At 70.4% G+C, this 24,839-nt stretch carries 26 protein-coding genes and 1 pseudogene; 12 read left to right on the top strand and 15 right to left on the bottom strand.

Going from position 1 to position 24,839, the window contains the following annotated elements; translation table 11 throughout:
* The first annotated feature begins 239 nt into the window (after positions 1–239).
* Positions 240–650, top strand: a complete 411-nt coding sequence (locus ACQP2X_RS05595) for a hypothetical protein (RefSeq protein ID WP_498694822.1) — start codon at positions 240–242, stop codon at positions 648–650.
* Positions 651–658: 8 nt separating this feature from the next.
* Here the strand turns inward: ACQP2X_RS05595 and ACQP2X_RS05590 are convergent, their stop codons facing one another.
* The 5 genes and pseudogenes from ACQP2X_RS05590 to clpS all read right to left on the bottom strand — a co-directional run bounded on the left by ACQP2X_RS05590 (position 659) and on the right by clpS (position 3,357).
* Complete coding sequence (locus tag ACQP2X_RS05590; RefSeq protein ID WP_498694821.1) at positions 659–1,624, bottom strand: PLP-dependent cysteine synthase family protein; 966 nt, start codon at positions 1,622–1,624, stop codon at positions 659–661.
* Between the two features lie 5 nt (positions 1,625–1,629).
* Positions 1,630–1,947: a MoaD family protein gene (locus tag ACQP2X_RS05585; protein ID WP_498694820.1), complete on the bottom strand. Its 318-nt coding sequence runs from the start codon at positions 1,945–1,947 to the stop codon at positions 1,630–1,632.
* A 61-nt stretch (positions 1,948–2,008) separates the two neighbouring features.
* Positions 2,009–2,499: pseudogene (locus ACQP2X_RS05580) on the bottom strand (M67 family metallopeptidase).
* A 47-nt stretch (positions 2,500–2,546) separates the two neighbouring features.
* Positions 2,547–3,047, bottom strand: coding sequence for a DUF2017 domain-containing protein (locus tag ACQP2X_RS05575; protein ID WP_360244525.1), 501 nt, complete (start codon positions 3,045–3,047; stop codon positions 2,547–2,549).
* Between the two features lie 19 nt (positions 3,048–3,066).
* Positions 3,067–3,357, bottom strand: a complete 291-nt coding sequence (gene clpS, locus ACQP2X_RS05570; protein ID WP_097319498.1) for an ATP-dependent Clp protease adapter ClpS — start codon at positions 3,355–3,357, stop codon at positions 3,067–3,069.
* Between the two features lie 153 nt (positions 3,358–3,510).
* Here clpS and ACQP2X_RS05565 point away from each other — a divergent pair, with 153 nt between their 5' ends.
* The 5 genes from ACQP2X_RS05565 to ACQP2X_RS05545 all read left to right on the top strand — a co-directional run bounded on the left by ACQP2X_RS05565 (position 3,511) and on the right by ACQP2X_RS05545 (position 7,687).
* The gene (locus ACQP2X_RS05565) at positions 3,511–4,749 is read left to right on the top strand and encodes a nicotinate phosphoribosyltransferase (protein ID WP_498700815.1); all 1,239 of its coding nucleotides are present in this window, start codon (positions 3,511–3,513) and stop codon (positions 4,747–4,749) included.
* Positions 4,746–5,324, top strand: a complete 579-nt coding sequence (locus ACQP2X_RS05560) for a nicotinamidase (protein ID WP_498694818.1) — start codon at positions 4,746–4,748, stop codon at positions 5,322–5,324. The genes ACQP2X_RS05565 and ACQP2X_RS05560 overlap by 4 nt, the downstream gene beginning before the upstream one ends.
* Before the next feature lie 60 nt (positions 5,325–5,384).
* Positions 5,385–6,716 (top strand): MFS transporter, encoded by a 1,332-nt coding sequence (locus tag ACQP2X_RS05555; RefSeq protein WP_498694817.1) that lies wholly within the window; start codon positions 5,385–5,387, stop codon positions 6,714–6,716.
* Between the two features lie 90 nt (positions 6,717–6,806).
* Positions 6,807–7,127: a DMT family transporter gene (locus ACQP2X_RS05550; RefSeq protein WP_498694815.1), complete on the top strand. Its 321-nt coding sequence runs from the start codon at positions 6,807–6,809 to the stop codon at positions 7,125–7,127.
* Positions 7,124–7,687: a TetR/AcrR family transcriptional regulator gene (locus ACQP2X_RS05545; RefSeq protein WP_498694814.1), complete on the top strand. Its 564-nt coding sequence runs from the start codon at positions 7,124–7,126 to the stop codon at positions 7,685–7,687. Before ACQP2X_RS05550 ends, ACQP2X_RS05545 begins: the two co-directional genes overlap by 4 nt.
* A gap of 2 nt (positions 7,688–7,689) precedes the next feature.
* On the opposite strand, the gene ACQP2X_RS05540 is transcribed toward ACQP2X_RS05545, so the two are convergent.
* From ACQP2X_RS05540 to ACQP2X_RS05515, 6 genes are all read right to left on the bottom strand, one after another.
* Positions 7,690–8,313: a DUF4241 domain-containing protein gene (locus tag ACQP2X_RS05540; RefSeq protein ID WP_498694813.1), complete on the bottom strand. Its 624-nt coding sequence runs from the start codon at positions 8,311–8,313 to the stop codon at positions 7,690–7,692.
* Entirely contained in the window at positions 8,310–8,837 is a 528-nt protein-coding gene (locus ACQP2X_RS05535) for a GrpB family protein (protein ID WP_498694811.1), read from the bottom strand. Before ACQP2X_RS05535 ends, ACQP2X_RS05540 begins: the two co-directional genes overlap by 4 nt.
* 146 nt (positions 8,838–8,983) lie before the next feature.
* Positions 8,984–9,637, bottom strand: coding sequence for a lysophospholipid acyltransferase family protein (locus tag ACQP2X_RS05530; protein WP_498694810.1), 654 nt, complete (start codon positions 9,635–9,637; stop codon positions 8,984–8,986).
* Positions 9,634–10,215: a TetR/AcrR family transcriptional regulator gene (locus tag ACQP2X_RS05525; protein WP_498694807.1), complete on the bottom strand. Its 582-nt coding sequence runs from the start codon at positions 10,213–10,215 to the stop codon at positions 9,634–9,636. The genes ACQP2X_RS05530 and ACQP2X_RS05525 overlap by 4 nt, the downstream gene beginning before the upstream one ends.
* A gap of 97 nt (positions 10,216–10,312) precedes the next feature.
* Positions 10,313–12,067, bottom strand: a complete 1,755-nt coding sequence (gene ctaD / locus ACQP2X_RS05520) for an aa3-type cytochrome oxidase subunit I (RefSeq protein WP_498694805.1) — start codon at positions 12,065–12,067, stop codon at positions 10,313–10,315.
* Positions 12,068–12,190: 123 nt separating this feature from the next.
* The gene (locus ACQP2X_RS05515; protein WP_498694804.1) at positions 12,191–13,297 is read right to left on the bottom strand and encodes an FAD-dependent monooxygenase; all 1,107 of its coding nucleotides are present in this window, start codon (positions 13,295–13,297) and stop codon (positions 12,191–12,193) included.
* 190 nt (positions 13,298–13,487) lie between these two features.
* Here ACQP2X_RS05515 and ACQP2X_RS05510 point away from each other — a divergent pair, with 190 nt between their 5' ends.
* The 3 genes from ACQP2X_RS05510 (at position 13,488) to ACQP2X_RS05500 (ending at position 17,227) form a co-directional block, all read left to right on the top strand.
* On the top strand, positions 13,488–14,555 hold the full coding sequence (locus tag ACQP2X_RS05510; protein WP_498694803.1) for a DNA polymerase ligase N-terminal domain-containing protein: 1,068 nt from the start codon (positions 13,488–13,490) through the stop codon (positions 14,553–14,555).
* Between the two features lie 18 nt (positions 14,556–14,573).
* Entirely contained in the window at positions 14,574–15,761 is a 1,188-nt protein-coding gene (locus tag ACQP2X_RS05505; RefSeq protein ID WP_498694802.1) for a DUF1996 domain-containing protein, read from the top strand.
* Positions 15,762–15,892: 131 nt separating this feature from the next.
* Complete coding sequence (locus ACQP2X_RS05500) at positions 15,893–17,227, top strand: amylo-alpha-1,6-glucosidase (RefSeq protein WP_498694801.1); 1,335 nt, start codon at positions 15,893–15,895, stop codon at positions 17,225–17,227.
* Here ACQP2X_RS05500 and ACQP2X_RS05495 read toward each other — a convergent pair.
* The 4 genes from ACQP2X_RS05495 to ACQP2X_RS05480 all read right to left on the bottom strand — a co-directional run bounded on the left by ACQP2X_RS05495 (position 17,224) and on the right by ACQP2X_RS05480 (position 21,099).
* The gene (locus tag ACQP2X_RS05495) at positions 17,224–18,309 is read right to left on the bottom strand and encodes an S-(hydroxymethyl)mycothiol dehydrogenase (RefSeq protein ID WP_498694800.1); all 1,086 of its coding nucleotides are present in this window, start codon (positions 18,307–18,309) and stop codon (positions 17,224–17,226) included. The two genes, ACQP2X_RS05500 and ACQP2X_RS05495, sit on opposite strands and share 4 nt — an antisense overlap.
* The gene (locus ACQP2X_RS05490) at positions 18,306–18,797 is read right to left on the bottom strand and encodes a MarR family winged helix-turn-helix transcriptional regulator (RefSeq protein WP_498694799.1); all 492 of its coding nucleotides are present in this window, start codon (positions 18,795–18,797) and stop codon (positions 18,306–18,308) included. The genes ACQP2X_RS05495 and ACQP2X_RS05490 overlap by 4 nt, the downstream gene beginning before the upstream one ends.
* 173 nt (positions 18,798–18,970) lie before the next feature.
* Entirely contained in the window at positions 18,971–19,360 is a 390-nt protein-coding gene (locus ACQP2X_RS05485) for a cupin domain-containing protein (RefSeq protein ID WP_203773943.1), read from the bottom strand.
* A 23-nt stretch (positions 19,361–19,383) separates the two neighbouring features.
* Positions 19,384–21,099, bottom strand: a complete 1,716-nt coding sequence (locus ACQP2X_RS05480) for an EAL domain-containing protein (RefSeq protein WP_498694798.1) — start codon at positions 21,097–21,099, stop codon at positions 19,384–19,386.
* A gap of 380 nt (positions 21,100–21,479) precedes the next feature.
* Between ACQP2X_RS05480 and ACQP2X_RS05475 the strand changes: the two genes are divergently transcribed.
* From ACQP2X_RS05475 to ACQP2X_RS05465, 3 genes are all read left to right on the top strand, one after another.
* The gene (locus ACQP2X_RS05475; RefSeq protein WP_498694797.1) at positions 21,480–23,087 is read left to right on the top strand and encodes a restriction endonuclease; all 1,608 of its coding nucleotides are present in this window, start codon (positions 21,480–21,482) and stop codon (positions 23,085–23,087) included.
* A 98-nt stretch (positions 23,088–23,185) separates the two neighbouring features.
* Positions 23,186–24,010: a calcium-binding protein gene (locus ACQP2X_RS05470; RefSeq protein ID WP_498694796.1), complete on the top strand. Its 825-nt coding sequence runs from the start codon at positions 23,186–23,188 to the stop codon at positions 24,008–24,010.
* Positions 24,011–24,094: 84 nt separating this feature from the next.
* Positions 24,095–24,835 carry an alpha/beta fold hydrolase gene (locus tag ACQP2X_RS05465; RefSeq protein WP_498694794.1) on the top strand — a complete coding sequence of 247 codons (741 nt, stop codon included), beginning with the start codon at positions 24,095–24,097 and terminating at the stop codon, positions 24,833–24,835.
* Positions 24,836–24,839: the final 4 nt, after the last annotated feature.

The following is a 24,839-nucleotide window of genomic DNA, read 5'->3' as shown; positions in this document are numbered from 1 at the left end:
GGTCGTGCACGCCCCGCCCGACCGGTCCGTGCTGGAGTCGTCAGACCAGTCAATCACGGAGCGAAGCGTACGCCGGGACCTGCGCGCCATGTAAACGTCTGATCGATTTGTCGCTAAATCGACAACGTACATCACACCGCCCGTGACCTCGGCCATTAACGCAATTCCCGTTACGTCCGGTGAGTCGTTCGCGTTGCACGAAGTGACGAGTTCGACGAACGGAACAGCGGAGGCACCACGTGACCACGGCCGAGAGGAGCCGCCCCACGCAGACCGAGGCGGCGGAGATCATGCCGTTCGGTGGCTGGGAGATTACACCGGCTCCGACCGGATTAGGGGATAACGAAACGCTCTTTCGCTTCCCGGCGCCGGACGATCCCGCGCCGGGAACCGCGCGATTGCTGATTCTGTCCCTGTACGCGGCCGTACTCGGTCTCGCGGGCATGGGAGTGGGTGTCCGGGCATTCGTCACGGTGCTGGGCGGCGCCGATTTCTGGTACGTGCCCGTGCTGACCCTTTTCGGACTTGTCAGCGTCGGACTGGCGGTGGGCTCGTTCCTCTCGATCCACCGCCCGGTCCTCCCGTGGCTGCTGCTTCTCGGCGCCACGGGACCGCTCGCGATCGACGTGCTGATCGCGGCCCTCTACTAAGCCGTTTCTCAGGCCCAGAGCTGCCCTTCGAGGGCGTCCTCGGCGTCATTCAGCGTGCCGCCGTAGGCGCCGGTCGACAGATATTTCCAGCCGCCGTCGGCGATCACGAACGCGACGTCGGCCCGCTTGCCGGCCTTGACCGCCTCGTGGGCCACGGCCAGGGCCGCGTGCAGGATGGCGCCGCTGGAGAAGCCGGCGAAGATGCCCTCGACCTCGACCAGCTGGCGGGTGCGCAGCACGGCGTCGCGGGTGCCGACCGAGAAACGGCGGTCGAGCACCGAGGCGTCGTACAGTTCCGGGACGTAGCCCTCGTCGATGTTGCGCAGGCCGTAGACCAGCTCGCCGTACCGCGGCTCGGCGGCGACGATCTGGATGCCCTCGACCTTCTCCCGGAGGAAGCGGCCGGTGCCCATCAGCGTGCCGGTGGTGCCCAGACCGGCCACGAAGTGGGTGATCGTGGGCAGGTCGTGCAGCAGCTCGGGACCGGTGGTCTCGTAGTGCGCGCGAGCGTTGGCCGGGTTGCCGTACTGGAACAGCATCTTCCAGTCCGGGTGCTCGGCCGCGATCTGCTTGGCCGTGGCCACGGCCTGGTTGGAGCCGCCGGCGGCCGGCGAGAAGATGATCTCGGCGCCGTACATGCGGAGCAGCTGGACCCGCTCGGCCGAGACGTTCTCGGGCATCACGCAGACCAGGCGGTAGCCGCGCAGCTTGGCCACCATGGCCAGCGAGATGCCGGTGTTGCCGCTGGTCGGCTCGAGGATGGTGTCACCCGGGCGCAGATGCCCCGACTCCTCGGCCTCGCGGACCATGAAGAAGGCCGGGCGGTCCTTGATGCTGCCGGTCGGGTTGTGGTCCTCGAGCTTGGCCCAGAGCCGCACCGGCGGCGCCCCCTCGGGCACCGTCGGTGACAGGCGGGGCAGGCCGACCAGCGGCGTGCCCCCCAAGGCGTCAAGGAGGCTCTCGTAGCGAGCCACGACGATTACCTGGTGCCGAGGAGCGCGGCGGCGGCCGCGAAGCCCAGGGCGCCGCCGGCCACGGCGGGCAGGATGGTGATCGAGTCACCGTCGTTGAGCTTGGCGTCGAGCGCGCCGAGGAAGCGGACGTCCTCGTCGTTGACGTAGATGTTGACGAACCGGTGCAGACCACCCTCGGCGGTGATCAGGCGACCCTTGAGGCCGTTGTGCTTGGCGTCCAGGTCGTCGATCAGCTCGGTGAGGGTCGAGCCGGCGCCCTCGACGGTCTTGGCGCCGCCGGTGTAGCTGCGCAGGATGGTCGGGACGCGAACTTCGATAGCCATGGCGGTGAATGCTCCAAAAGGAAGAACGAACTGAGGGCAGGGTCTTTTCGTACGAATGTCGTCAGCGACACTCGTAGAAGACCGACACCGGGCTCTGCCCGAACATGTACGACTGCACAGCGCTCGCCATCACGCGTCTACCGTCGCATCCACGATGTTGATCTCTTCCTCGGTCACCACGCCGTCCACTATGCGGAACGACCGGATCTCCTCGGAGTCCGGCTCGCGGGTGGAGACCAGAAGATAATGCGCACCGGGCTCGCCGGCGAAGGAGATGTCGGTCCGCGACGGGTAGGCCTCGGTGGCCGTGTGGGAGTGGTAGATGACCACCGGCTCCTCGTCGTTGTCGTCCATCTCGCGCCAGACGCGCAGCTGCTCCATCGAGTCGAACTCGTAGAACGTCATGGAGCGGGCCGCGTTGTCCATCGGGATGAGCCGCGCCGGCCGGTCGCCGCCGATCGGTCCGGCGACCACGCCGCAGGCCTCGTCGGGGTGGTCCCGGCGGGCATGGGCGACGATCGCGTCGACGATCGCGCTGTCGATGGTCAGCACGCCGTTCACATTACCGTGAGATTTCCCCACCCCGAGCGTGGCGGGGCTCACTCTATCTCGGGCAGCGCGTTGAGCAGCGACTCCTGGAGATAGCCCAGATAGGCGTACACGCTGAGCTGGAAGACGCGGCTCGAGCCGGGATCGCGCACGACGGCCGTCTCGAGCTCCTCGCTCAGGTCGGTGTCGGCCCTGATGTCGAGCCGGGTGCCCATGGCCAGGCGCGCGTCGTTGATGGCGCGCAGCCAGGCCTCGGCGGCCTCGCCGTCGAGGCGTACCTCTCCCTCGCCCTCGTCCGGCAGAGCCGCGAGAATCGCGCCGGCCTGGTCGATCTTGCCGGTTTTCAGTTCGCCCTCGGTGTAGAGGCGGAACTCGGCCGAATCGTCCGGGCGGTCCGGATAGATGTCGGGGAACAGGCGCGAGACCACGGGGTCGCCGTGGTCCATGCCGTCGGTCAGCAGACCGACCACCTCACCGGCGACCTTGCGCAACACGCGCACCTCGTCGACCGCGAAGGTGGCCACACACTGGCTGCCGTTGCGTCGGAACATCTGCCCTCTCCCGCGGTGTTCAGGACCGGTCGACCGTGGCCCAGAGGCCGTAACCGTGCAGCTGGTTGGCGTCCATCTCCATGCGCTCGCGCGCACCGATGCTGACCACCGCCTTGCCCTTCGTGTGCACGTCCAGCATCAGGGCCTCGGCCTTCTCCTTGCTGTAACCGAAGAGCTTCTGAAAAACCCAGGTCACGTACGACATGAGGTTGACCGGATCGTCCCAGACGATGGTCACCCACGGCCGGTCGTCTTCCGGTGCTTCTTGGATCTCCGGCGTCTCGACGGGAGCAACCTGAGGCAACGCCATGCCCCCCATGTTGCCACCGGATTTGCCGCATCGGTGAACCGGAACGCCGAACCGCAGGTCAGCGGGCAGTTCGTAAGGGGCCGCCGGGCGCAATAGGGTGGGGTCGTGAACTCCTTCGCCCCCGCGCTGCTCACCGATCAGTACGAGCTGACCATGGTCAGCGCCGCGCTCAAGGACGGCACCGCCGACCGGCAGTGCGTGTTCGAGGTCTTCGCGCGGCGGCTGCCGGGCGGGCGGAGGTACGGCGTGGTCGCCGGCACCGGCCGCCTGGTCGAGCTGATCCGCGACTTCCGCTTCAGCGAGGCCGAGGTCGGCTTCCTGCGCGAGGCCGGCATCGTCGACGAGACCACCGCCGCGTGGCTGCGGAGCTACCGGTTCAGCGGCGACATCGACGGCTACGCCGAGGGCGAGCTCTTCTTCCCCGGTTCGCCGATCATGACCGTCTCGGGCACGTTCGCCGAGTGCGTGGTCCTCGAGACGCTCATCCTCTCGGTGCTCAACCACGACTCGGCCATCGCCTCGGCCGCGGCCCGCATGGTCACGGCGGCCCGGGGCCGCCCGATCATCGAGATGGGTTCGAGGCGTACGCACGAGGACAGCGCGGTCGCGGCGGCGCGGGCGGCCTATCTCGCGGGGTTCGCCTCGACGTCCAACCTCGCGGCCGGCGCCCGCTACGGCATCCCGACCACCGGCACCTCGGCCCACGCGTTCACCCTGCTGCACGACGACGAGCCGGCCGCCTTCGCGTCACAGGTCGCCGCCCTCGGCAAGAACACGACGCTGCTGGTCGACACGTACGACATCGCCCAGGGCATCCGGAACGCCATCGCGGTGGCCGGCCCCGACCTGCGGGCGGTCCGGATCGACTCGGGCGACCTGTCGGTGCTCGCGCAGCACTCCCGCGAGCTTCTCGACTCGCTGGGCGCCACCGAGACCAAGATCGTCGTTTCGGGCGACATGGACGAATACGCGATCGCCGCCCTCGCGGCCGAGCCGGTCGACATGTACGGCGCCGGCACGGCGGTGGTCACCGGCTCCGGCGCGCCGACCGCGGGCCTGGTCTACAAGCTGGTCGAGGTCGAGGGCCGCCCGGTCGTGAAGCGCTCGGAGAACAAGGCGACGGTGGGCGGCCGCAAGACCGCGGTCCGGCGGCACAAGCCCACCGGCACGGCCACCGAGGAGATCATCGTGTCCCAGGGCGTGCCCGATCACGCACCGAACGACCGCCTTCTCCAGCGCCCCATCGTCGCCGCCGGCGAAATCGTCGAGCCTCCGGCGTTGCGGGAATCCCGTGAACATCTACGGCAGTGCCTGATCTCGATACCGTGGGAGGGTCTGAAGCTGTCGGCCGGCGACCCGGCCATTCCGGTCACCATCGTGGGGGTCCCGTGACACGCGCGCTGATCATCGTCGACGTCCAGAACGACTTCTGCGAGGGCGGCTCCCTGGCCGTCGGTGGCGGCGCCGCCGTGGCCAAGGGCATCTCGCTGGTGCTGCGCAAGGCGGGCGCCCGCTGGGACCACGTGGTCGCCACCAAGGACTGGCACATCGACCCCGGCAGCCACTTCAGCGACCACCCCGACTACCAGGCCACGTGGCCGGCACACTGCGTGGTCGGCTCGGACGGGGCCGAGTTCCACCCGGAGCTGGCCACCGACCGCATCGAGGCCGTCTTCCACAAGGGTGAGCACAAGGCGGCGTACTCCGGCTTCGAAGGTCACACCGAGAGCGGCGAGACGCTGGCCGACTGGTTGCGCTCACGGAGCGTCACCGAGGTCGAGCTGGTCGGCATCGCTACGGACCATTGCGTACGGGCGACCGCGCTCGACGCCAAGGCCGAAGGGTTCGCGACGACGGTGCTGCTCGAGCTCACCGCCGGCGTGGCCGAGGGCACGACCGCGGCGGCGCTGGAGGAAATGCGCACGGCGGCGATTGAGACGACGGGCACACCGGTCGTCTCCAGCTGATCTCGGCTGGTTTTCTGTCGTACCCCCGGGGCAGGATGTGTCCCGGAGGTCAGGATCCACATGCTGCTCACGCCTTACCGCGAGACCCTCGCCCTGCCCGGCATCAAGTCGTTGCTGGCGGTCGCGACCCTCGCGCGCATTCCCATCGCCGCCGGGGCGGTCACCCTCACCCTGCACGTGGTGAACGATCTCCATCGGGGCTACGGCGCGGCCGGCCTGATCGGCGCCGCCTTCACCATCGGCGGCTCGGTCGGCGCTCCGGTGATGGGCCGGCTCATCGACCGGCGTGGCCTGCGGCTGGTGCTGGTGCTGACCACGATCGCCGAGGTGCTGTTCTGGTCGCTGGCCCAGGCCGTGCCGTTCCCGGTGCTGCTGGTCATCGCGCTGGTCGGCGGGTTCCTGGCGCTGCCCGCGTTCTCGGTGGCCCGCCAGGCGATCGCGGCCATGACCCCCGAGTCGCAACGGCTTCCGGCCTTCGCCCTCGACTCCATCACCACCGAGCTCAGCTTCATGACCGGCCCCGCCCTGGGCGTGCTGATCGCCACCAGCGCCGGCCCGCGCTGGGCCATGCTGGCCATCGGCGCCGGCATCCTGGTCTCCGGCATCGGCCTGTGGCTGCTCAACCCGCCGGTCCGCGGCGCGCACGAGGCGTCCATCGAGTCGGGCGAGAGGGTCCCCCGCCGCAGCTGGCTCACCCCGCGCTTCGTCGCCATCCTGGCCATCACGTCGGCCGCCACGATCGTCCTGGCCGGCACCGACGTGGCGGTGGTGGCGGTCCTCCGCGAGAACGGCGAGCTCGGCTGGACCGGCCTGGTCATGACCCTGTGGGCGTTCTTCTCCCTGCTCGGCGGCTTCGCCTACGGCACCATCCGCCGCGGCCTGCCGCCCATCGTGCTGCTCGCGCCCATGGCCATCGCCACCGCCGCGGTCAGCCTGGGCTCGTCCCACTGGTGGCTGATCGCCCTGCTCCTGCTTCCGGCCGGGGCCCTGTGCGCCCCGCTGATCACCTCCAGCGCCGACGCCGTCAGCCGCATGACCCCGGCCGCCGCCCGGGGCGAGGCCATGGGCCTGCACAACTCGGCCCTGACCGTCGGCGTGGCCCTGGGCGGCCCGCTGGCCGGCCTGGCCGCCGACACGCTGTCACCGCCCTGGGGCTTCGTGGCCGTGGGCGGCCTGGGCGTGCTGATCGCCCTGCTGGTCCTGCCGGCCGAGCTGCGCCACCGCCGCACCGCCTCGACCGACAGTCCCGCCTCTTCCGCCAACGGGCCGAGCGACTCCGTCGATGGGCCGAGTGGCTCCGCCGACCCCGTGCCGGACGACCTGCCCGATACCTTGGCCTCCGGCTTCGCCGGTCCGGCCGACGACATCCGTACGCCGGCCGCCCACCCCTGAGGGGCGGGAGTGGCCTGAGTCACCACAGACACGCGAGTGTTTTTCTTATACGGTCGCTCTTGTACAGACGTACAAGTCGGGAGTGTCGCCGTGCCGTACGTTTTCCTGCTGCTCGCCATCTCGTCCGAGGTCGCCGCCACCAGCCTGCTCAAGACGACCGACGGGTTCACCAAGCTGTGGCCCACGCTGGCCTGCCTGTCCGGCTACGCCGTCTCGTTCCTGATGCTCGCCCTGACCGTGCGCGACCTGCCGGTGGGTGTCGTCTACGCGGTCTGGTCGGCGATCGGCACCGCCGCCATCGTCGCCATCGGCGCGGCGTTCCTGGGCGAGCCCCTGACATTGCCCAAAGTGATCGGGGTGAGCCTGATCATCGCCGGCGTCGTCGTCGTCAACCTGAGCGGTGCCCATTGACCGACTCCCCCGGCCGCAAGGCGCAGCGGGCCCGCGATCCCGAGGCCCGGCGGCGGGCCCTGGCCGCGGCCGCCGTCGAGGTCATCGCCGAGGTGGGCATCGGGCGGACCACACATCGGGCGGTGGCGGCCCGGGCCGGGCTTCCGCTGGGCGCCACCACCTACTACTTCCCCACGCTGGACGACCTGATCGCGGCCGGGCTGCACAAGGCGGCGGCCGACGTGCGGGACGACCTCGACCTGTGGGGGTCCCGGCTGCGCGAGGCCGGTGACCTGCCGACGGCGCTGGCTGAGCTGATCGCCGACTATCTGGCCGACCGGAAGCGGGCGCAGATCGAGTGCGAGCTCTACGTGGCCGCCGGCCGCGACGTCGCCCTGCGACCGCTCGCGCTGGCCTGGCTGACCGGGCTTCAGGAGCTCCTCGAACCGCATCTGGGCGCGGCCGCCGCCCGTGACCTGATCGCCCTGGTCGACGGCGTCATGCTGCAAGCGCTGATCACCGGCCAGGACGTCGACACCGGCTCCCTGAGCGCCACGATCCGCCGCTTGGCCGGCGGCTGACGTCAGGCGGGCACGACGAGGAAGTCGGTGACGAAGCTGGTGATCCCGCCATCGGCGGCGTAGCCGATGTAGGTGGGATAGACGCCGTCGCCCCAACCGGTGCTGACGGAGATGACGTTGGCGCCGGTGGACTCGTCGGTGACGCCGCCGAGGGCGCTCGGCGGAGGCGGAAGCTCGTCGGCGATGAAGACGTCCTCGTAGTCGTCGTAGGTCCAGTCACGCAAGGCCCGCACCGCGACCTCGTCGGCCAGGGCGCCGGCTCCGGCGTCGACCTTGTAGCCGAAGAAGCCGTCGTCGGGCAGCTCGGCCGGGTCCTGGTCCGGGATCAGCGCCATCTCCCAGCGCTCCGCCGGCCGATCGCTGATCACCAGTTGCAGCGCCGCCGTGCGGGTCTGCGGAAGACCCCGGGCCGGGCTGATCAGCGCGATCCACGCACGCAGCGCATAGGTGCCGGGCGGGACGGTCACGGTGAACGGCTCGGCCGTGTCGGCGCCGAGGAGAGGGTCGCAACCGACGACACGACCGGTGGGCAGGATGACGGCGTCCAGGGTCCGGGCTTCCATGACGTACGCCGACCCGCCGCCCCCATCCACCAAGAGTGACGAAAGATCGGGTAGGTAGCTCACGAACCCTTCTCCCACACCGGCACCGACGGCAGCCCGGCCGCCGCCCGGGCCCGGTCGGTGAGTTCCTGGACAAGGGCGGTCTTGGCCGCGGCATAGTCGCGGGGGTGGACGCCCGACGCGGCCAGGTCCCGCTTGAGCCGCCCGTAGCGCTCGGCGTCGGCCGGATGTCGCCGCAGATGGTCGCGGAGGAGCCGCTGGTTGCGGGTGGGCCAGGAGGCGAGCGTGACCACGTGGACGATGTGGGTGCGGGCGGCACCGGCGAAGCGCACATAGAGCAGCCGGTCGGTCATCCCGTTGGAGTGCGGCCGATAGCCGAGCTCAGCCAGCGCGGGGTCCCGCGAGGCGACCAGTTCCAGCCGAGGGGCGGCCGCCATGAGATCGATCGTCGGTTTGGCGGCAAGCCCGGGCACGGCGGTGGACCCGATGTGCTCGATCTCGGTGACGACTCCCGCCAGCACGGCCCGCAGCTCGGCCATGGCGGCCGCCGCCAGCTCCGGCCACCGGGGGTCGTAGTCGACGATCACCCCGCCATGGTCCCCCAGCCGGTCGAGAAACACACACCCCGAACGTGGGCCGGCCGGCCTGAGTGCGAGCCGCCGCAAGAGGGGTCGTGCGCGGATGTCGCAAGGCGGGGCGGGCGGGCTCGGCGTGCACGGAAAGCAGGGCGCGGTCAGCTTGGGCGGGCGTAGCGCGGGACGTACTCCTGGCCGGTCAAGGACTGGATGGCGGCCATCACGGTGTCGGTGGTGCGGCGGATGTCGGCCGGGGTGTCGGCGAGCACCGGGATCGCCGGGCCGAAGGTGACGCTGACCGGGTGGCGGCGGGGTAGGCGGCGGCCCGGCGGTCGCAAGTTGCCGGTGCCCCGGATGCCGACCGGGATGATCGGCACGCCTGCCTGCTGGGCCAGGCGGACCGCGCCCGTGCGGCCCCGGTAGAGGCGACCGTCCGGGGAGCGGGTGCCTTCGGGGAAGACCGCCACCAGGCCCCCTTCCTTCAGGACCGGGATGGCGCCGTCGAACGCCGTCAGGACCGCCCGGCCGCCGGCGCGCTCGACCGGGATCGCGGCCATGCCGGTGACGACGCGCCGGGTCAGGCCGCCGCGGAGGCCCGTGCCGCGGAAGTATTCGGCCTTGGCCCAGAAGGCGATGTGCCGGGGCGTCAGCACCCCGAGGAACACCTGGTCGCCGATCGACAGGTGGTTGGGGGCCAGGATCGCGCCGCCGGTCTCGGGCAGATGCTCGAGACCGCTGACCGTGGGGCGCCAGGTCGCCCGCAGATAGCCGCCGAGCGTTCGACGGGCCAGCGCGTAGAGGGGTGGGGTCATGCGTCGCCTCCGGGGGAAGGCCCGAGGTGGGCGGTGAGGGCGGCCTCCAGCAACCCGCTGGGGTCGGTGGCGCCGGTGGCCAGGGTGAGGCTCCCCCAGTTCCACAGCTCGGCGATGCCGTGCAGGTTGGCCCACAACGCCGCCGCGACGACCTCCGGCGACGGCCCTCCGGCGCTGGGCAGTGCCTGGGCGACCAGGTCGGTGAGCAGGCGGAAGAGGGGGAGGCTGGTGTCGCGCAGGCCCAGGTGGCCGCTCTCCAGGATGTCGTGGCGGAACATCAGCTCGTAGCGGTGGCGCCGCTCGACGGCGAAGTCGAGGTAGATCCGGGCCAGCACGCCCAGGCGGGTCCGCGGGCCGGCCGGCGTGTCGGTCAGGGCGGTTTCCGCCCGCGCGGCCAGGTCGGTGAAGCCTTCGCGGGCGATGGCCGACAGCAGCTCCAGGTGGGTGGGGAAGTAGCGGCGGGGCGCCCCGTGGGAGACGCCGGCCCGGCGGGCGATCTCGCGCAGGGACAGGGCGGCGAGACCTTCGCTGTCCAGCAGCTCGCCGCCGGCCTGCACGAGTCGTGCCCGCAAATCCATAGACAGTGTCTACCAGCTCAGCGTAGACAGTGTCTACGGGCGGGCAGGAAAAGGCCCGCCCTCCGGATGCGGAGGGCGGGCTTCTCAGCGCTGAGGATCAGTGCTTCTTGTTGTCGGTGTCCTCGTTGTAGGTGGCTCCCCCGTCTGACTCCTTGGTCAGCGGGCGGGCACCACCCTCCGGCGGTCCGGCGATCGACTGCTCGCCGGCGGCCAGCTCCGGGAACTTCAGATCGAAGGCCGGGCGCTCCGAGCGGATGCGCGGCATACGGTCGAAGTTGCGCAGCGGCGGCGGCGACGAGGTCGCCCACTCCAGCGAGTTGCCGTGACCCCACGGGTCGTCCACCGTGACCAGCTGGCCGACCTTGTAGGACTTCCAGCAGTTGTAGATGAACGGCAGCGTGGACAGACCCAGCACGAACGACCCGATGGTCGAGAACGTGTTCAGGAACGTGAAGCCGTCCGACGGCAGGTAGTCGGCGTAGCGGCGCGGCATGCCCTCGGTGCCCAGCCAGTGCTGCACCAGGAACGTGCCGTGGAAGCCCAGGAACGTCAGCCAGAAGTGGACCTTGCCGAGGCGGTCGTCCAGCATCCGCCCGAACATCTTCGGGAACCAGAAGTAGATGCCGGAGAACACCGCGAACACGATCGTTCCGAACAGCACGTAGTGGAAGTGCGCGATCACGAAGTACGAGTCGGAGACGTGGAAGTCGATCGGCGGCGAGGCCAGCAGCACGCCGGACAGACCACCGAACAGGAACGTCACCAGGAAGCCGATCGCGAACATCATCGGCGTCTCGAAGCTGATCTGGCCGCGCCACATCGTGCCGATCCACACGAAGAACTTCATGCCCGTGGGGACCGCGATGAGGAAGCTCAGGAAGCTGAAGAACGGCAGCAGGACCTGGCCGGTGACGAACATGTGGTGCGCCCACACCGACATCGACAGCGCCGCGATGAGCAGCGTCGCCGCCACAAGGCCCTTGTATCCGAAGACCGGCTTGCGGCTGAAGACCGGGATGACCTCGGTGATGATGCCGAAGAACGGCAGCGCCACGATGTACACCTCGGGGTGACCGAAGAACCAGAACAGGTGCTGCCAGAGCATGGGCCCGCCGGTCTGCACGTCGAAGACGTGTGCACCGAGGACACGGTCGGCGGCCAGCGCGAACAGCGCGGCGGCCAGGAACGGGAAGACCATGATCACCAGAAGGCTGGTGACGAGGATGTTCCACGTCATGATCGGCATGCGGAACATCGTCATGCCGGGCGCGCGCAGCGTCAGGATCGTGGTGATCAGGTTGACACCACCGAGGATGGTGCCCAGGCCGGACAGGGCCAGGCCGACCACCCACATGTTGCCGCCGATGCCCGGCGAGTGCAGCGAGTCGCTCAGCGGCGTGTACGCGAACCAGCCGAAGTCGGCCGCGCCGCCGGGAGTGATGAACCCGCTGATCGTGATGGTGCCGCCGAACAGGTAGAGCCAGTAGGCGAACGCGTTCAAGCGCGGGAAGGCCACATCGGGCGCGCCGATCTGGATCGGCACCACGAAGTTCGCGAAGGCGAACACGATCGGCGTCGCGAAGAACAGCAGCATGATCGTGCCGTGCATCGTGAACAGCTGGTTGTACTGCTCCGGGGACAGCAACTGCATGCCCGGGCGAGCCAGCTCGGTACGCATCAGCAGCGCCATCAGGCCGCCGAGCATGTAGAACACGAAGGCCGTGATCATGTACATGATCCCGATCTGCTTCGCATCCGTCGTGCGCAGGATCCGGGCGAATGCCGAACCCTTGACCTGCCGCCGGACCGGGTATGGCCGGGTCACGATCGGCTTAGGCGCAACGGTCGTCACGAATAGCCTCCGTCGTCTCGTACGTCCCACTCGGTGCGCCCATGGTCAAAGGCGTACCTCGCAGGCAGAATAGTCCCCCACCGACCTCCGGCGGGCGCGGGGTGACCAAAGAGGTCTTCTAGATCAGGCGGGCGATACCAGGGGGCGGTAGTGATCGGTGAAGATCCGCAGGCCGCGCCTGCGGAGCATCGGATCACGCAACGCGGGCGGCACATCGCGCGTGCGGTCGCGCTCCCGGGTGCGGTCACGCACCGACTCGCACCTGGGACGACGCCGGTTCTCGTACGCCTGTAGCGCGGTCGCGACGTCACCTGAGGCAGCGCGAAGCTCCTCGCCGAGCACGACCGCGTCCTCGAACGACATGGCCGCGCCCTGAGCGAGCGTCGGGGCGGTGGCGTGCGCCGCGTCACCGACGAGCAGGACAGGGCCACGTGACCAGCTTCGCAGAACAACCTCGTCGGTGCGGGCGACCTGGACCTTTTCGATGGCGTCGAGAATGGCCGGCACCGGGCCGCCGAACGTGCCGAACAGCTCCCGCAGGCGGGCCTTGGGGTCCTCGGGGTTGGGCGAGTCGGGCGCGGTCTCGTCGGCGTAGCAGTAGATCTTGCGGCCGCCCATGGGCATGGCGACGAACGAGGACCGGCGCCCGAGCAGGGCCGTCCAGTCGCTCAGCGGCGGGCCGCCGGTGACCACCGAGCGGTAGACGATCTGGCCGGTGGGGTCGGCCGCGGCGCCCAGCCCGGCCTTGGCCCGGATCGTCGAGCGGCGGCCGTCGGCCCCGACCACCAGGTCGTATTCCGCGACGCTGCCGTCTCCGAACTCGACCTTGGCCGCGCCCTCGAAGATCTCCAGGTCGCGCACGGCCGTGTCGTAGCGCACCTCGCCACCGACGCCGGTGAGCAGCACCTGCTGGAGGTCGGCCCGCGACAGCGCCCGCGACTCGCCCACGCCGGCCCAGAGCCCGGCCACGTCCATCTCGAACAGCTCGCGGCCGCGGGCGTCGAGGAAGACCTGCCGGAAGATGAGGTCGCCGAGCGGCCTCAGCGGAGCGTCGAGCCCCAGCTGGCGCAGGGCGCGCGAGGCGTTGCCGGGAAGGTAGATGCCGGCGCCGGGCAGCATGGTCGCGGGCAGCTCCTCCACCACGTCCGGCCGGAAGCCGGCGAGTCGCAGAGCTCGAGCAGCGGCGAGCCCGGCGATTCCGGCGCCCACCACGAGGATGCGCAACGTCATCGCAGCACTGCCTCCCACCGGTCGGACACGCGTTGGAGCCAAGACACTACCCCGCGCCACCGATCGGGGAAACCCGCGATCATCGACGCGTCCGAATTGTTCAGAAGGCTCGCCATGTCGCCCACCCTGGCATAGGCGTATGACAAATTACATCGGTGTATTTTCGGTCACCACGGGAAAAAATAGGGTCATGACGGATCGCCTGGCGGAGTACCGGAGCAAGCGGGACGCCCGGCGCACGCCGGAGCCCATCCCGAGGCAGTCCGGGCGCGGCCGCAAGGACGAGAACCGCTTCGTCATCCAGCAGCACCACGCGCGCAGTCTGCATTGGGACGTCCGGCTGGAGCGCGACGGCGTGCTGGTCTCGTTCGCCGTTCCCCGCGGCCTGCCCCGCGATCAGGCCCGCAACAACCTGGCCAAGCACACCGAGGACCATCCGCTGGAATATCTCGCCTTCTCCGGCGAGATCCCGGCCGGTGAGTACGGCGGCGGCCGGATGACCATCTTCGACCAGGGCACGTACGAGACCGACAAGTGGCGCGACGACGAGATAGGTGTGACCTTTCACGGCGATCGCACGAACGGGCGCTACGTCTTCTTCCAGACCGGCGGCAACGACTGGATGGTCCGCCGGATGGACCCGCCCGAGCCGGGCTGGGAGTCCATGCCCGACGAGGTGGCGCCGATGCTGCCCGTGCCGGCGGCCAAGCTTCCGTCCGACGACGCCGACTGGGGTTACGAGCTGGCGTGGGGCGGGCGGCGCGTCCAGGCGTACGTCTCCGGAGGACGCCTGCGGCTGATGGCCGAGAGCGAGGTGACCAGCTGGTATCCGGAGATCCGGGGTCTGGGCCCGGCGCTGGCGCCGGTCGAGGCCGTCCTCGACGGCGAGATCGTGGCGTTCGACGGGCCCCGGCCCTCGCCCGGCCTGCTGGCCCGGCGCAAGGCGCCGAAGGACTCGGCGGCGGCGAGGAGGGCGGCCGAGCGGACGCCGGTGCATTTTCTGGTGTACGACCTGTTGTGGCTCGACGGGCACAGCACGCTCGAACTGGTGCGGTACGCGGAACGTCGCGAGCTGCTGGAGGGCCTGTCGATCGCGGGTGACCACTGGCAGACCCCGCCCTACTTCCCCGGCGGGGGCGAGTTCGCGCTGGAGACGGCGAGGGCCCAGGGTCTGGAGGGTGTCGTCGCCAAGCGGCTCGACTCGCCGTACCTCCCGGGACGGCGAAGCCGGCTCTGGCTTTCTGTTATCACGCGCTGAGCCGCCCGTCTCCCTGTCGTGTCGAACACGACGATCCCCCAGCCGTCCCGACGTCACCGGCGCAAGCCCAGCCGCGCCGTCATCGCCCTCGGCGCCGGCGCCGCCGTGATCGCGGTCGCCGTCTCGGTGGCCGCCGTCTCGATGCGCGGCGGCGACGAGAGCACACCGGAGGCTGTCGCGGCGACGGCCCCGTCCCCCACCACCCCGACCCCGACCTCGGCGCCGACGTCGGCCCGGCCGGCGCCGTCCGTTTCGAAGGCCGCGCCGGTCACCGCGACGACCCCGCCGAAGCCCACGAAGCAGCAGCAGGCCCCGGCCAAGCCCGGCTGGATCAATGTCGACCAGACGGTCTGGCGGGCGCAGGTCCAGGCGTACAACTCCCGCAAGATCGATCCGGTCCCGGCCGGCGTGGGGAACCTGCCCGAGTTCCGCGCCGACTGTCAGTACAGCCACCGGCTGGCCGACGACCCGATCGTGCTGCCCGGCCTGCCCGGCGCCTCACACATGCACTCGTTCGTAGGCAACAAGGCGGTCGACGCCGGCACCACCGCCGGCGACCTGATGAAGTTCACCGCCACCACCTGCAAGCCCGTGCAGGACCACTCGGCCTACTGGGTGCCCACGCTCTACGACAACGCCACGAACAAGCCGGTCGAGACCACCGGCTTCCGCGTCTACTACCGCTCGCTGCGCGACAGCTCCAAGGGCATGATGCCGCTCCCCAACGGCCTGCGCATGGTCGCCGGTGACGCCAAGAAGAAGGTGCCCACCCCGCGCGGCGCCCAGGGCCAGTTCTACTGCGCCTTCTACGGCCCCGGCGACCTCGACGGCATCGCCCGCAGCACGAACGGCAACTGGCCCATCTGCGGCGGCGACGCCACCCTGCACTTCATGCTCCAGTTCCCCGACTGCTGGGACGGCGAGCACCTGGACAGCCCCAACCACAAGGACCACGTCGCCTTCGGCACCGGCCAGGGCTGCCCCTCGTCGCATCCGGTGCGTATCCCGGCCATCACCTTCGACATCCAGTACGGGGTGAAGGGCACCACCGCGGGCTACTACCTCTCCTCGGACAAGGACGTGAAGAGCGCCTCCTCCATGCACGGCGACGCCTTCGTCATGTGGGACCAGGACGCCATGAACAAGCGCACCAAGAACTGCGTCCTCCAGCGCCGAACCTGCGACAACTTCGGCTACCTGAAATGAGGTCTCGCACCGAGGGTCCGTGAACCACGGGCGAACAAGGGGTTCCCTTCAGGGGTTTACCGGCTTCTGAAGCGGAAAGGTCTTCTGGTTAGATGCACCCCGACCCACCCCTGACCGCACCTGTGACTGAGATGTCTGCCGAACTCTGGAACTCCGCCGCCGGCGTCCTCGAGACGAACTGGGCCGGCGATCACATGGTCCCCTCCCGACGCCTCTACCCCCACCAGTGGAGCTGGGACGCCGCCTTCATCGCGGTCGGTCTGGCCTACGTCAACCCCACGCGTGCCTGGCGTGATCTGCGCAGCCTGTTCGAGGCGCAGTGGCCGGACGGGCGGGTGCCGCACATCGTCTTCGACCCGGCCATGTCCGAGGCCGACTACTTCCCGGGTCCCGCCTTCTGGGGCGTTCCGGCGTACGGCGTCAGGCCCGCCCACGGGAGCACCGGCATCGTCCAGCCGCCGCTGCACGCGGTCGCGGCCTGGGAGGTCTACCGGCGGGCGGCCGCGCACGGCGCCGCCGCCTCCCAGCAGGCGCGGGCCGAGCTGGAGTGGCTCTATCCCCGCCTGGTGGCCCAGCAGGAATATCTGACCGACCGGCGCGATCTCGGCGGCGGTGGCCTGGCCAGCGTCGTGCACCCGTGGGAGACGGGGCTGGACAACAGCCCGGCCTGGGACGACGCCATGGCCAACGTGCCGGCCGACCTCTCCCTGCTCAACGTCTACCGCCGTCGCGACCTGGCCGTCTCCGAGGCTTCGCACCGGCCCACCGACACCGACTACGCGCGGTACGTGGGCCTGGTGCTCAGCTACCGCGCCGCCGACTATTCGGACACCGGGCTGCTGGAGCGGCACGCCTTCGCCGTCGAGTGCCCGTCGTTCAACGCGATCCTGGGCGCCGCCGAGCTGTCCCTGGCCCAGATCGCCGGCGTGCTCGGGCACCCCGCGGCGGCCGACTCGCACCGCGAGCGGGCCCAGCGGATCACCTCGGCCATCGTGGCCCGGCTGTGGAACCCGGACACCGGCATGTTCCACGCGCGGGACGTGCACACCGGCAAGCTGACACCGGCCCGCTGCGTCAGCGGCCTGGTGCCGCTGATGCTTCCCGACCTGCCCGCCGGCCAGGTCGAGGGCGTGCTCGCGGCCATGCGCTCGGAGCGGTTCGGACTGCCGGTGACGAGCTACGACCGTACGGCCGCCGACTTCGACACCTTGCGCTACTGGCGTGGCCCGGTCTGGATCAACGTGAACTGGCTGCTGCGCCGTGGGCTGCTCGTGCACGGGCGCCGGGACGAGGCGGAGGACCTGCGGGCCGCCATGGTGCGGCTCGTGCACCGCAACGGCCACTTCGAATATTTCCACCCGGAGACCGGTGAGGGCCTGGGGGCGCCCAGCTTCAGCTGGACGGCCGCCCTGGCCCTCGACCTGCTGGCCGACCGATCCGTGCCGGCGTACGCGAAAGCCGCCTAGAAGAGGACCACCGAGCGCAGCACGCCACCGGTGTGCATCTTGGCGAACGCGGCCTCGACGTCGCCCAGGCCGATCTCCTCGGTCACGAAGGCGTCGAGGTCGAGCCGCCCCTGGAGGTAGAGCTCGGTGAGCATGGGGAAGTCGCGGCTGGGCAGGCAGTCGCCGTACCAGCTGGACTTGAGCGCTCCGCCGCGGCCGAAGACCTCGAGCAACGGCAGCTCGATCTTCATGTCCGGGGTCGGCACGCCGACCAGGACCACGGTGCCGGCCAGGTCGCGGGCGTAGAAGGCGGTCTCGTACGTCTCCGGGCGCCCGACCGCCTCGATCACGACATCGGCGCCGAAGCCGCCGGTCAGCTCCTTCACCTTTTCGACCACGTCGGCGCCGCGCGCGTTGATCGTGTGGGTGGCGCCGAATCCCTTCGCCCATTCGAGCTTCTGCTCGTCGGTGTCGATCGCGATGATCGTGGTCGCGCCGGCCAGCGCCGCCCCGGCCACCGCGCCGTCGCCGACACCGCCGCAGCCGATCACCGCGACCGAGTCGCCCCGGGTGACGCCACCGGTGTTCACGGCCGCGCCGATGCCGGCCATCACGCCACAGCCGAGCAGGCCCACCGCGGCCGGACGGGCCCGCGGATCGACCTTTGTGCACTGTCCGGCCGCGACCAGCGTCTTCTCGACGAACGCGCCGATGCCGAGGGCCGGGGACAGCTCGGTGCCGTCGGTGAGGGTCATCTTCTGGGTGGCGTTGTGGGTGGCGAAGCAGTACCACGGCTTGCCCTTGCGGCAGGCCCGGCACTCGCCGCAGACGGCACGCCAGTTCAGCACCACGAAGTCGCCCGGCGCGACCTCGGTGACGCCGGCGCCGACCGACTCGACCACTCCCGCGGCCTCGTGGCCGAGCAGGAACGGGAAGTCGTCGTTGATGCCGCCCTCGCGATAGTGCAGATCCGTATGACAGACGCCGCACGCCTGGATCTTGACCACGGCCTCACCGGGGCCGGGATCGGGGACGACGATGGTGGTCAACTCGACCGGAGCACCTTTGCCGCGGGCGATGACGCCCTGCACTCGCTGACTCATCGGCTCAGCGTAGGACGGGTCGCGGCTCCCGTCAGCGGCTCGTCGAGCAAGGCGGCCGCGACCTTGGCCAGTTGCCGCACCTGCGTCGGGGACAGACGATCGAAAACCAGCTGTTGTACGGCCTCCACGTGCCCCGGCGCCGTCTCGGCGACCTTCGCGTATCCCTCGTCGGTGAGCACCGCGATCTGGACGCGGCCGTCGTCGGGATCGCGCTCGCGGTGCACCCAGCCCTGCCCCTCGAGGCGGGCCACGACGTGCGAGAGGCGGGACAGGGAGGCGCTGACCGACTTGGCCAGCCGGCTCATGGCCAGCCGGCGGCCGGGCTGCTCGGACAGGTAGACCAGCACGATGTAGCCCATGTGCGTCAGACCGGCGTCGCGCTGAAGCTGGGCCTCGAGCGCCGCGGGCACTCTGATCAGCACCTCGACGAAGCGGCGCCACGTCTGCTGCTGCTCGTCGCTCAACCATCGCGGCGCGGGCTCTGTCATGCAGAGAGGTTAGTAGCGCGCGGGGCGAAGGTCACGATCCGGGTCGAGACATCGACGCTCGGCTCTGCCTTGGGTACGCTGCGCTTCTCCCGTCGGCGCTGATGCTTTCTTCCATCGGCACGGCGCCGGGACCGGCTGGCTGGGGGGCCACGGCCGGTCCCGGTGTCGTGTCCCTAGGACTGCGGCGGCTCGTCCTTGCCCTGCTCCTCGAGGCGGTCGGCCTCTTCCTTCGTCTTGTGCACCGCGCCGTCGGCGTGCTCCGGCGGGCCGTAGACGGTGTAGAGGACCAGCGGGTTCGGGCCCGTGTTGAGGAAGTTGTGCTTGTGCCCGGCCGGGACCACCACGAGATCGCCCTGGGCGACGTTGCGGGTCTGCCCCGAGACGATGGCCTTGCCGGTGCCGCTGACGAAGGTGAGGATCTGGTCCACCTCGTGGACCTCCTCACCGATCTCGCCGTCCGGCGGAATCGTCATGATGACCAGCTGCGTGTGCTTACCGGTCCACAGGACCCGGCGGAAGTCCGGGCTCTTCTCGGCTACGGTGGCGATCGTGAAGTGCTCCATGTGAGGCCGTATACCCAGCCCGGTCAGGGCGTATGCAACCGGCCGTCGACCACGGGCGCGGGCCGCCCGATCAGATAGCCCTGCACATAATCGACGCCGAGCTCGCGCAGCAGCCGCAGTGTCGGCTCGTCCTGGACGAACTCGGCCACGGTGTGGATGCCGTACGCCTGACAGACCTGGACCAGCGCCCGGACCAGCACCTGGTCCTGGGGATTCTCGACCAGATCGACCACGTACTCGCCATCGATCTTCACCAGGTCGATGGGGAAGATCCGCAGGTAGCGGAACGACGCGTAGCCGGAGCCGAAGTCGTCGAGGGCGAGCTCGCAGCCGAGGTCGCGCACCCGGTCGGCGAACCGGCGGGCCTCGCTGAGGTTTCCGATCAGCGCGGTCTCGGTGATCTCGAAGGTGAGCTGCTCGGGCTTGACCCGATAGTGCTGGATGAGCCGCTCGACCTCGTCGGTGAGCCGCGGATCGCCCACCGACCGGCCGGACAGGTTGATCTGCAGGCAGGTCGAGGGCTGCTCGGCCGCGAGCTGCATGGCCCGCTCGACCACCCAGAGGTCGATGTCGAAGACCGCGTCGAGACGCTCGGCCGTGTCGAGCACCTGCGTCGGCGACTGCGGGCCGTCGGCCTCGTCGAGGACGCGCAGCAACAGCTCGTGCCGGGTCACGGTGTTGGTCTGCAGATCGAGGATGGGCTGGGCGTAGAGGGTGAACCGGTCGGTGTCGAGGGCGGTGGCGACCCGGCTGCGATAGGAGCCCTGCCGGTCCCGCGCCGGCACCGGATGGGCGACGTGAGTGAGCGGCCGGTCCGCCTCGCGCGACTGCCGCCACGCCTGCTCGGCGTCGATCAGCAGCTCGTGGCTGCCGGCGTCGCCGTCGGGGGTGAACCGCACCAGTCCGCCCCACGCCTCGGCCCGCAGCCAGGTGTCGGTCAGCACGAAGGTCTGCGAGCGCAGCGCCTGGACCAGCAGCTCGGCCTCGCGCCGGGCCATCGGCCAGGACGTGCCGGGCAGCAGCAGCGCGATCTCGTTGGGGCCGACCCGGCCGAGCAGGGCGCCCTCCTGCACGACGCCCTCCAGCACGCGGGCGGCGCGGTGCAGCAGATCGGCGTTGCGCTCGGGGCGGCTTGCGTTCTCCGCCTGGCCACTTCCGCTTTCCGGCTGCACCCGGATGATCAGCACCGCTCCGCCGCCCCGGCGCTGGGCCCGGTCGATCTCGTCGGCGAACCGGGCACGGGTGAGCAGGCCGGTGGCCGGGTCGGGCTCGATCAGCGAGTCCTGCACAGTCTCGCCCCGGCGGGCCAGGCGGGCCAGCTCGCGGCGGGCCCGCTCCCGGGCCGAGACGTCGGTCACCGTGCAGCGGATGCCGCGGACCGTGCCGTCGGGGCTCTTCACCGGCTCGATGCGGCAGTCGACGTCGAACCAGCCGCCGTCGGCGCGCATGAGCCGCAGCGTGGTGCGCACCATCGAACCGCTCGTCCAGGCCGAGGTGATCGCGCCCAGGGCCCGGGCGTGGTCGTCACGGTGCACATAGCGCACAAGGACCTTGCGGCTCACCTCGTTCTGAGCCGGCGGGTGACCGAGCATCGCGCGCAGCGCGGCCGACCACACGATGCGGTCGCCGCTGGCCGTGTACGAGAACCAGGCCGAACGCTCGCCCGGCTCGTCGTCGGCGGCGGTGCGCTGCTCCGGAAGCCGCGGCTGGACATGCCGGTGCTCCTCCGGTGCCACCATCGCGCCCGCCACCTCCCCCGGCGTCTCCCCGATCCCCTGAACTATTACGACCCGTCACGGGGTCGATATAACAGTGGACGTCCGCCCCAATGTTTTGCGCGGCTTGCCAACAAAACCACGAGCTGCTGGTTCTCGCCCGATCAGAGTAGGGAATTAGCCGATCGGTTGACCACTGCGCTGCGTGACAATTGCTGGCGAATACCGTCAGTTCCATGACGGACAGTCACTACGCGTGCCGATCGTGGAACCTACCGCGATTCCTACCCGTCCGAGCCGACTGGCATGCACGCTACGCGCTTTGAGGGACGCGCCGCGTAACCAGATCCGTTAGGGATGGATATGGTGGCGTTCGGACCTCTCAGTCAGGCAAAGGGTAGGGCATGGGCATCATTCGGAACATGCAGCGGGTGCACGCCACGCAGGCGGCGGCCGAGCATCGCGCCAACACCGCCGCGGCGCAGCAGCGCGACCTGATCCGGCGCAATGCCGACCTGGCCATCGCGGCCGCGCAGCAGGCCGCCTCGGACACCGACCGGCAGCGGGAGCGCCGCCGGCTCTATGTCGAGGCGCGCAACGCCGACGCCGCCGCGGCCAACGCCGAGATCCGCGGCCGGCTCAGCGACCTGGACGCGCTGCTGCTCTCCACGTTGGACGTCGACGACCACATCGACCTCCAGATCTTCAAGAAGCCGATGGTCGTGCCGCCGTTCGACCCCGGGCCGCTGGGCCGGCCGGCGCCGGAGCCGAGGTGGGACAGCTACGTGCCGCCTCCGCAGCGCGGCGTCGGCAAAATCATCGGCGGGGACCGGCTGCGCCAGCAGCAGACGGCCAGCGCCCGCCGGGCGTACGACGACGCGCGGGCCCGATGGGCCGAGTCCGAACAACGGCGTGAGCGGCAGCTGCAGGCCCGGCGCCGGCAGTACGAGGAGAGCGTCCGCAAGCACCAGGAGCAGATGGCCGCCTACAACGCCGAGGTGGACCGCTTCGCGAGCGCGGTGGCCGGCGCCGACCCGGCGTCGGTGGTCGAGTACTTCGCGATGGTGCTCGGCAACTCGGTCTATCCGGACGACTTCCCCCAGCACTTCCGGCTGGCCTATCTGCCGAAGCAGAAGCACCTGCTGGTCGAGTACCACCTGCCGCCGATCGAGGTGGTGCCGATCGTGAAGGAGTACCGCTACGACCGCACCCGCGACGACCTGACCGCGGTGCCCCGCGACGAGGGCGAGATCCGCCGCCGCTACGTGGAGGTGATCGCCCGGGTGACCCTGCGGACCATCCACGAGATCATCGAGGCCGATCGGGGCGGTCTCGTACGCCAGGTGTCGTTCAACGGCATCGTGGACAGCATCGACAAGCGCACCGGCCGTTTCGTCCGCCCGTGCCTGGTCTCGCTCCAGACCGGCCGCGACACGTTCGCCGCGATCAAGCTGCGCCGCGTCGACCCGGTGGCCTGCGTGAAGCACCTCGAAGGAACCCTCTCCCCCAGCCCCGACGAGCTGGCCGGCATCTCCCCGAAGATCGATTTCGACCGGGACGCCGACCGGGACTTCACCGAGGAGTTCAACGTCCTGGCCGAGATCGACGAGCGCCCGAACCTGGTCACCCTGCCCGACACGGCCTGGGAGCAGCAGCTGGCCGACCTGTTCGGCGTGATGGGCCTGCAGATGGGCACGGCGTCCCGCACCGGCGCCGGGACCCGCTGGCTGTGCATCGACCCCCGCCCGATCTTCGGCGGCCCGGTGGTGGTCTTCGCGACCCGGGGCCCGGCCGCCGGCTCGGCCGCGGTGCACGCCCTGGCCGGAGCGGTCAGCGCGGCCGGCGCCACCAAGGGCATCCTGGTCGCGCTGGGCGGCATCGAGCCGGAGGCGTACGACGCGCTGGCCGGCCGCCCGCTGGAGCTGATCGACGGACCGGCGCTGGTCACCCTGTTGTCGAACTACTGCCGGGTCAAGGCCCGCATCGAACTGACGGAAACCGTCACAGCGTGAGTGGCACGAAACGGTGAGTTGAGCAGCTGATCAGTCTTCATAGGATTTCGGCATCGCGGCGAACGAGGCCGCGGGTCGCTTGATCCATGGGGGATTTCATGTTCTTGCTCAACGCCAAAGCCCTGTCCGCCGTCGGCGCGGCGGTCGCCACGACGGCCCTGTTCGCGGCTCCCGCCCAGGCGGCCGGCGCGGCCGCCACCGCGCGGGTCGACGGCGGGACCGTCCGGTTCACCGCCGCCACCGGCCAGGCGAACTCGCTGGTGATCACGCTCTCGGGCCGCACGGTCACGCTCGACGACCGGGTCGCCGTCCGGGCCGGCAAGGGCTGCCTGGCGGTCAAGGGCGACCGGACCAAGGTCAGGTGCACCACGGCCGGGAAGCCGGTCGAGGTCAACGTCCTGCTGGGCGACCGGAACGACAAGGTCACCAACAAGACCTCGGTGCACCTGTACGCCGAGGGCCACGCCGGCAAGGACACGCTGATCGGCGGCACGGGCTGGGACCGCCTGCTGGGCGGCACGGGCAACGACTACCTGTACGGCAAGGCCGGCCACGACTCGATCTCGGGCGGCCCCGGCCACGACTACATCGACGACCCGTCCGGCAACAACTGGATCGACGGCGGCACGGGCAACGACACCGTCATCGGCGGTTCGGGCCACGACCGGATCCTGGGCGCGGACGGCGACGACGCGCTCAACGGCAACGAGGGCAACGACACGATCTACGGCGGCAACGGCAACGACGGCCTGGTCGGCCACAAGGGCAACGACGTCCTGTACGGCGGCAACGGCAACGACGGGCTGGACGGCTTCGAGGGCAACGACAAGCTGTACGGCCAGGCCGGCAACGACCGCCTCACCGGCGGCCCGGGCACCGACGTCCTGGTCGGCGGCGCCGGCCGCAACACGATCACCCAGTAGCACGACCTTCCCTCCGCCCGGCCGGGCTCCGGCGTTTTTGCTGGTCCTCGGCATATCCGGCCGGGCGGCGGGTACAGCACCGCCATGCGCTTCCGCCACCGCTGGACCTCGGTGCGGGGGCTGCGCATCCACGACGCCGCGGCCGAGGACGCCCCCGGCACGCCGATCGTCTTCGTGCACGGCCTGGCCGTCTCGCACCGCTACCTGATGCCCACGGCGCGGGCCCTCGCCGCCCGTCATCACGTCGTGGTGCCGGACCTGCCCGGCTTCGGCCTGAGCGGCAAGCCCCACCGGGCGTACGACGTGGGCGAGCACGCCGACCACCTGGCCGACTGGCTGGAGGCCCGCGGCCTGAACCCCGTCCGCCTGGTCGGCCACTCCTTCGGCGCCGAGGTGGTCGCGCGGCTCGCCGCCCACCGCCCCGGCACGGTCACTGGCCTGGTGCTGGCGAGCCCGACCACGGACCCCCGCGCCCGCACCCGCCGCGCCCTGATCGGCCGCTGGCTGCTCGACACGCTGGTCGAGGCGCCTTGGCAGGCCCCGATCCTGGTCCGCGACGTCACCGACGCCAAGCCCTGGCGGGTCCTGGCCACGGTCGGCCACTCGGTCCGCAACGAGGTCGAGAAGGACCTCCTGCGCCTGCCGGTGCCTCCGCTGGTGCTGGGCGGCGCCCTCGACACGGTGGCCCCGCTGACCTGGCGCACCGCCGTAGCCGAGATGACCGGCGGCACCTCGGTGACCATCCCCGGCGCCGCCCACAACGTCCTCACCACATCACCCCACCGAGCCGCCGCCGCCATCACGACCTACCTGTCCCGTCGCTGACGTC

It is taken from the genome of Actinoplanes sp. CA-131856 (assembly GCF_050956135.1).
In the GTDB taxonomy this organism is placed as follows: domain Bacteria; phylum Actinomycetota; class Actinomycetes; order Mycobacteriales; family Micromonosporaceae; genus Actinoplanes.
The sequence above is the reverse complement of the archived record's forward strand: the minus strand, read 5'-3'. Positions and strand labels throughout refer to the sequence as shown.

Bases quoted from the DNA above. Each gene is read 5' to 3' on its own strand.
- ACQP2X_RS05470 (WP_498694796.1), top strand. From the start codon at position 23,186: ATGTTCTTGCTCAACGCCAAAGCCCTGTCCGCCGTCGGCGCGGCGGTC.
- clpS (WP_097319498.1), bottom strand. From the start codon at position 3,357: ATGGCGTTGCCTCAGGTTGCTCCCGTCGAGACGCCGGAGATCCAAGAA.
- ACQP2X_RS05575 (WP_360244525.1), bottom strand. From the start codon at position 3,047: ATGTTCCGACGCAACGGCAGCCAGTGTGTGGCCACCTTCGCGGTCGAC.
- ACQP2X_RS05585 (WP_498694820.1), bottom strand. From the start codon at position 1,947: ATGGCTATCGAAGTTCGCGTCCCGACCATCCTGCGCAGCTACACCGGC.
- ACQP2X_RS05490 (WP_498694799.1), bottom strand. From the start codon at position 18,797: ATGACAGAGCCCGCGCCGCGATGGTTGAGCGACGAGCAGCAGCAGACG.
- ACQP2X_RS05530 (WP_498694810.1), bottom strand. From the start codon at position 9,637: ATGACCCCACCCCTCTACGCGCTGGCCCGTCGAACGCTCGGCGGCTAT.
- ACQP2X_RS05555 (WP_498694817.1), top strand. From the start codon at position 5,385: ATGCTGCTCACGCCTTACCGCGAGACCCTCGCCCTGCCCGGCATCAAG.
- ACQP2X_RS05485 (WP_203773943.1), bottom strand. From the start codon at position 19,360: ATGGAGCACTTCACGATCGCCACCGTAGCCGAGAAGAGCCCGGACTTC.
- ACQP2X_RS05475 (WP_498694797.1), top strand. From the start codon at position 21,480: ATGGGCATCATTCGGAACATGCAGCGGGTGCACGCCACGCAGGCGGCG.
- ACQP2X_RS05525 (WP_498694807.1), bottom strand. From the start codon at position 10,215: ATGGATTTGCGGGCACGACTCGTGCAGGCCGGCGGCGAGCTGCTGGAC.
- ACQP2X_RS05500 (WP_498694801.1), top strand. From the start codon at position 15,893: ATGTCTGCCGAACTCTGGAACTCCGCCGCCGGCGTCCTCGAGACGAAC.
- ACQP2X_RS05480 (WP_498694798.1), bottom strand. From the start codon at position 21,099: ATGGTGGCACCGGAGGAGCACCGGCATGTCCAGCCGCGGCTTCCGGAG.
- ACQP2X_RS05565 (WP_498700815.1), top strand. From the start codon at position 3,511: ATGGTCAGCGCCGCGCTCAAGGACGGCACCGCCGACCGGCAGTGCGTG.
- ACQP2X_RS05495 (WP_498694800.1), bottom strand. From the start codon at position 18,309: ATGAGTCAGCGAGTGCAGGGCGTCATCGCCCGCGGCAAAGGTGCTCCG.
- ACQP2X_RS05465 (WP_498694794.1), top strand. From the start codon at position 24,095: ATGCGCTTCCGCCACCGCTGGACCTCGGTGCGGGGGCTGCGCATCCAC.
- ACQP2X_RS05515 (WP_498694804.1), bottom strand. From the start codon at position 13,297: ATGACGTTGCGCATCCTCGTGGTGGGCGCCGGAATCGCCGGGCTCGCC.
- ACQP2X_RS05510 (WP_498694803.1), top strand. From the start codon at position 13,488: ATGACGGATCGCCTGGCGGAGTACCGGAGCAAGCGGGACGCCCGGCGC.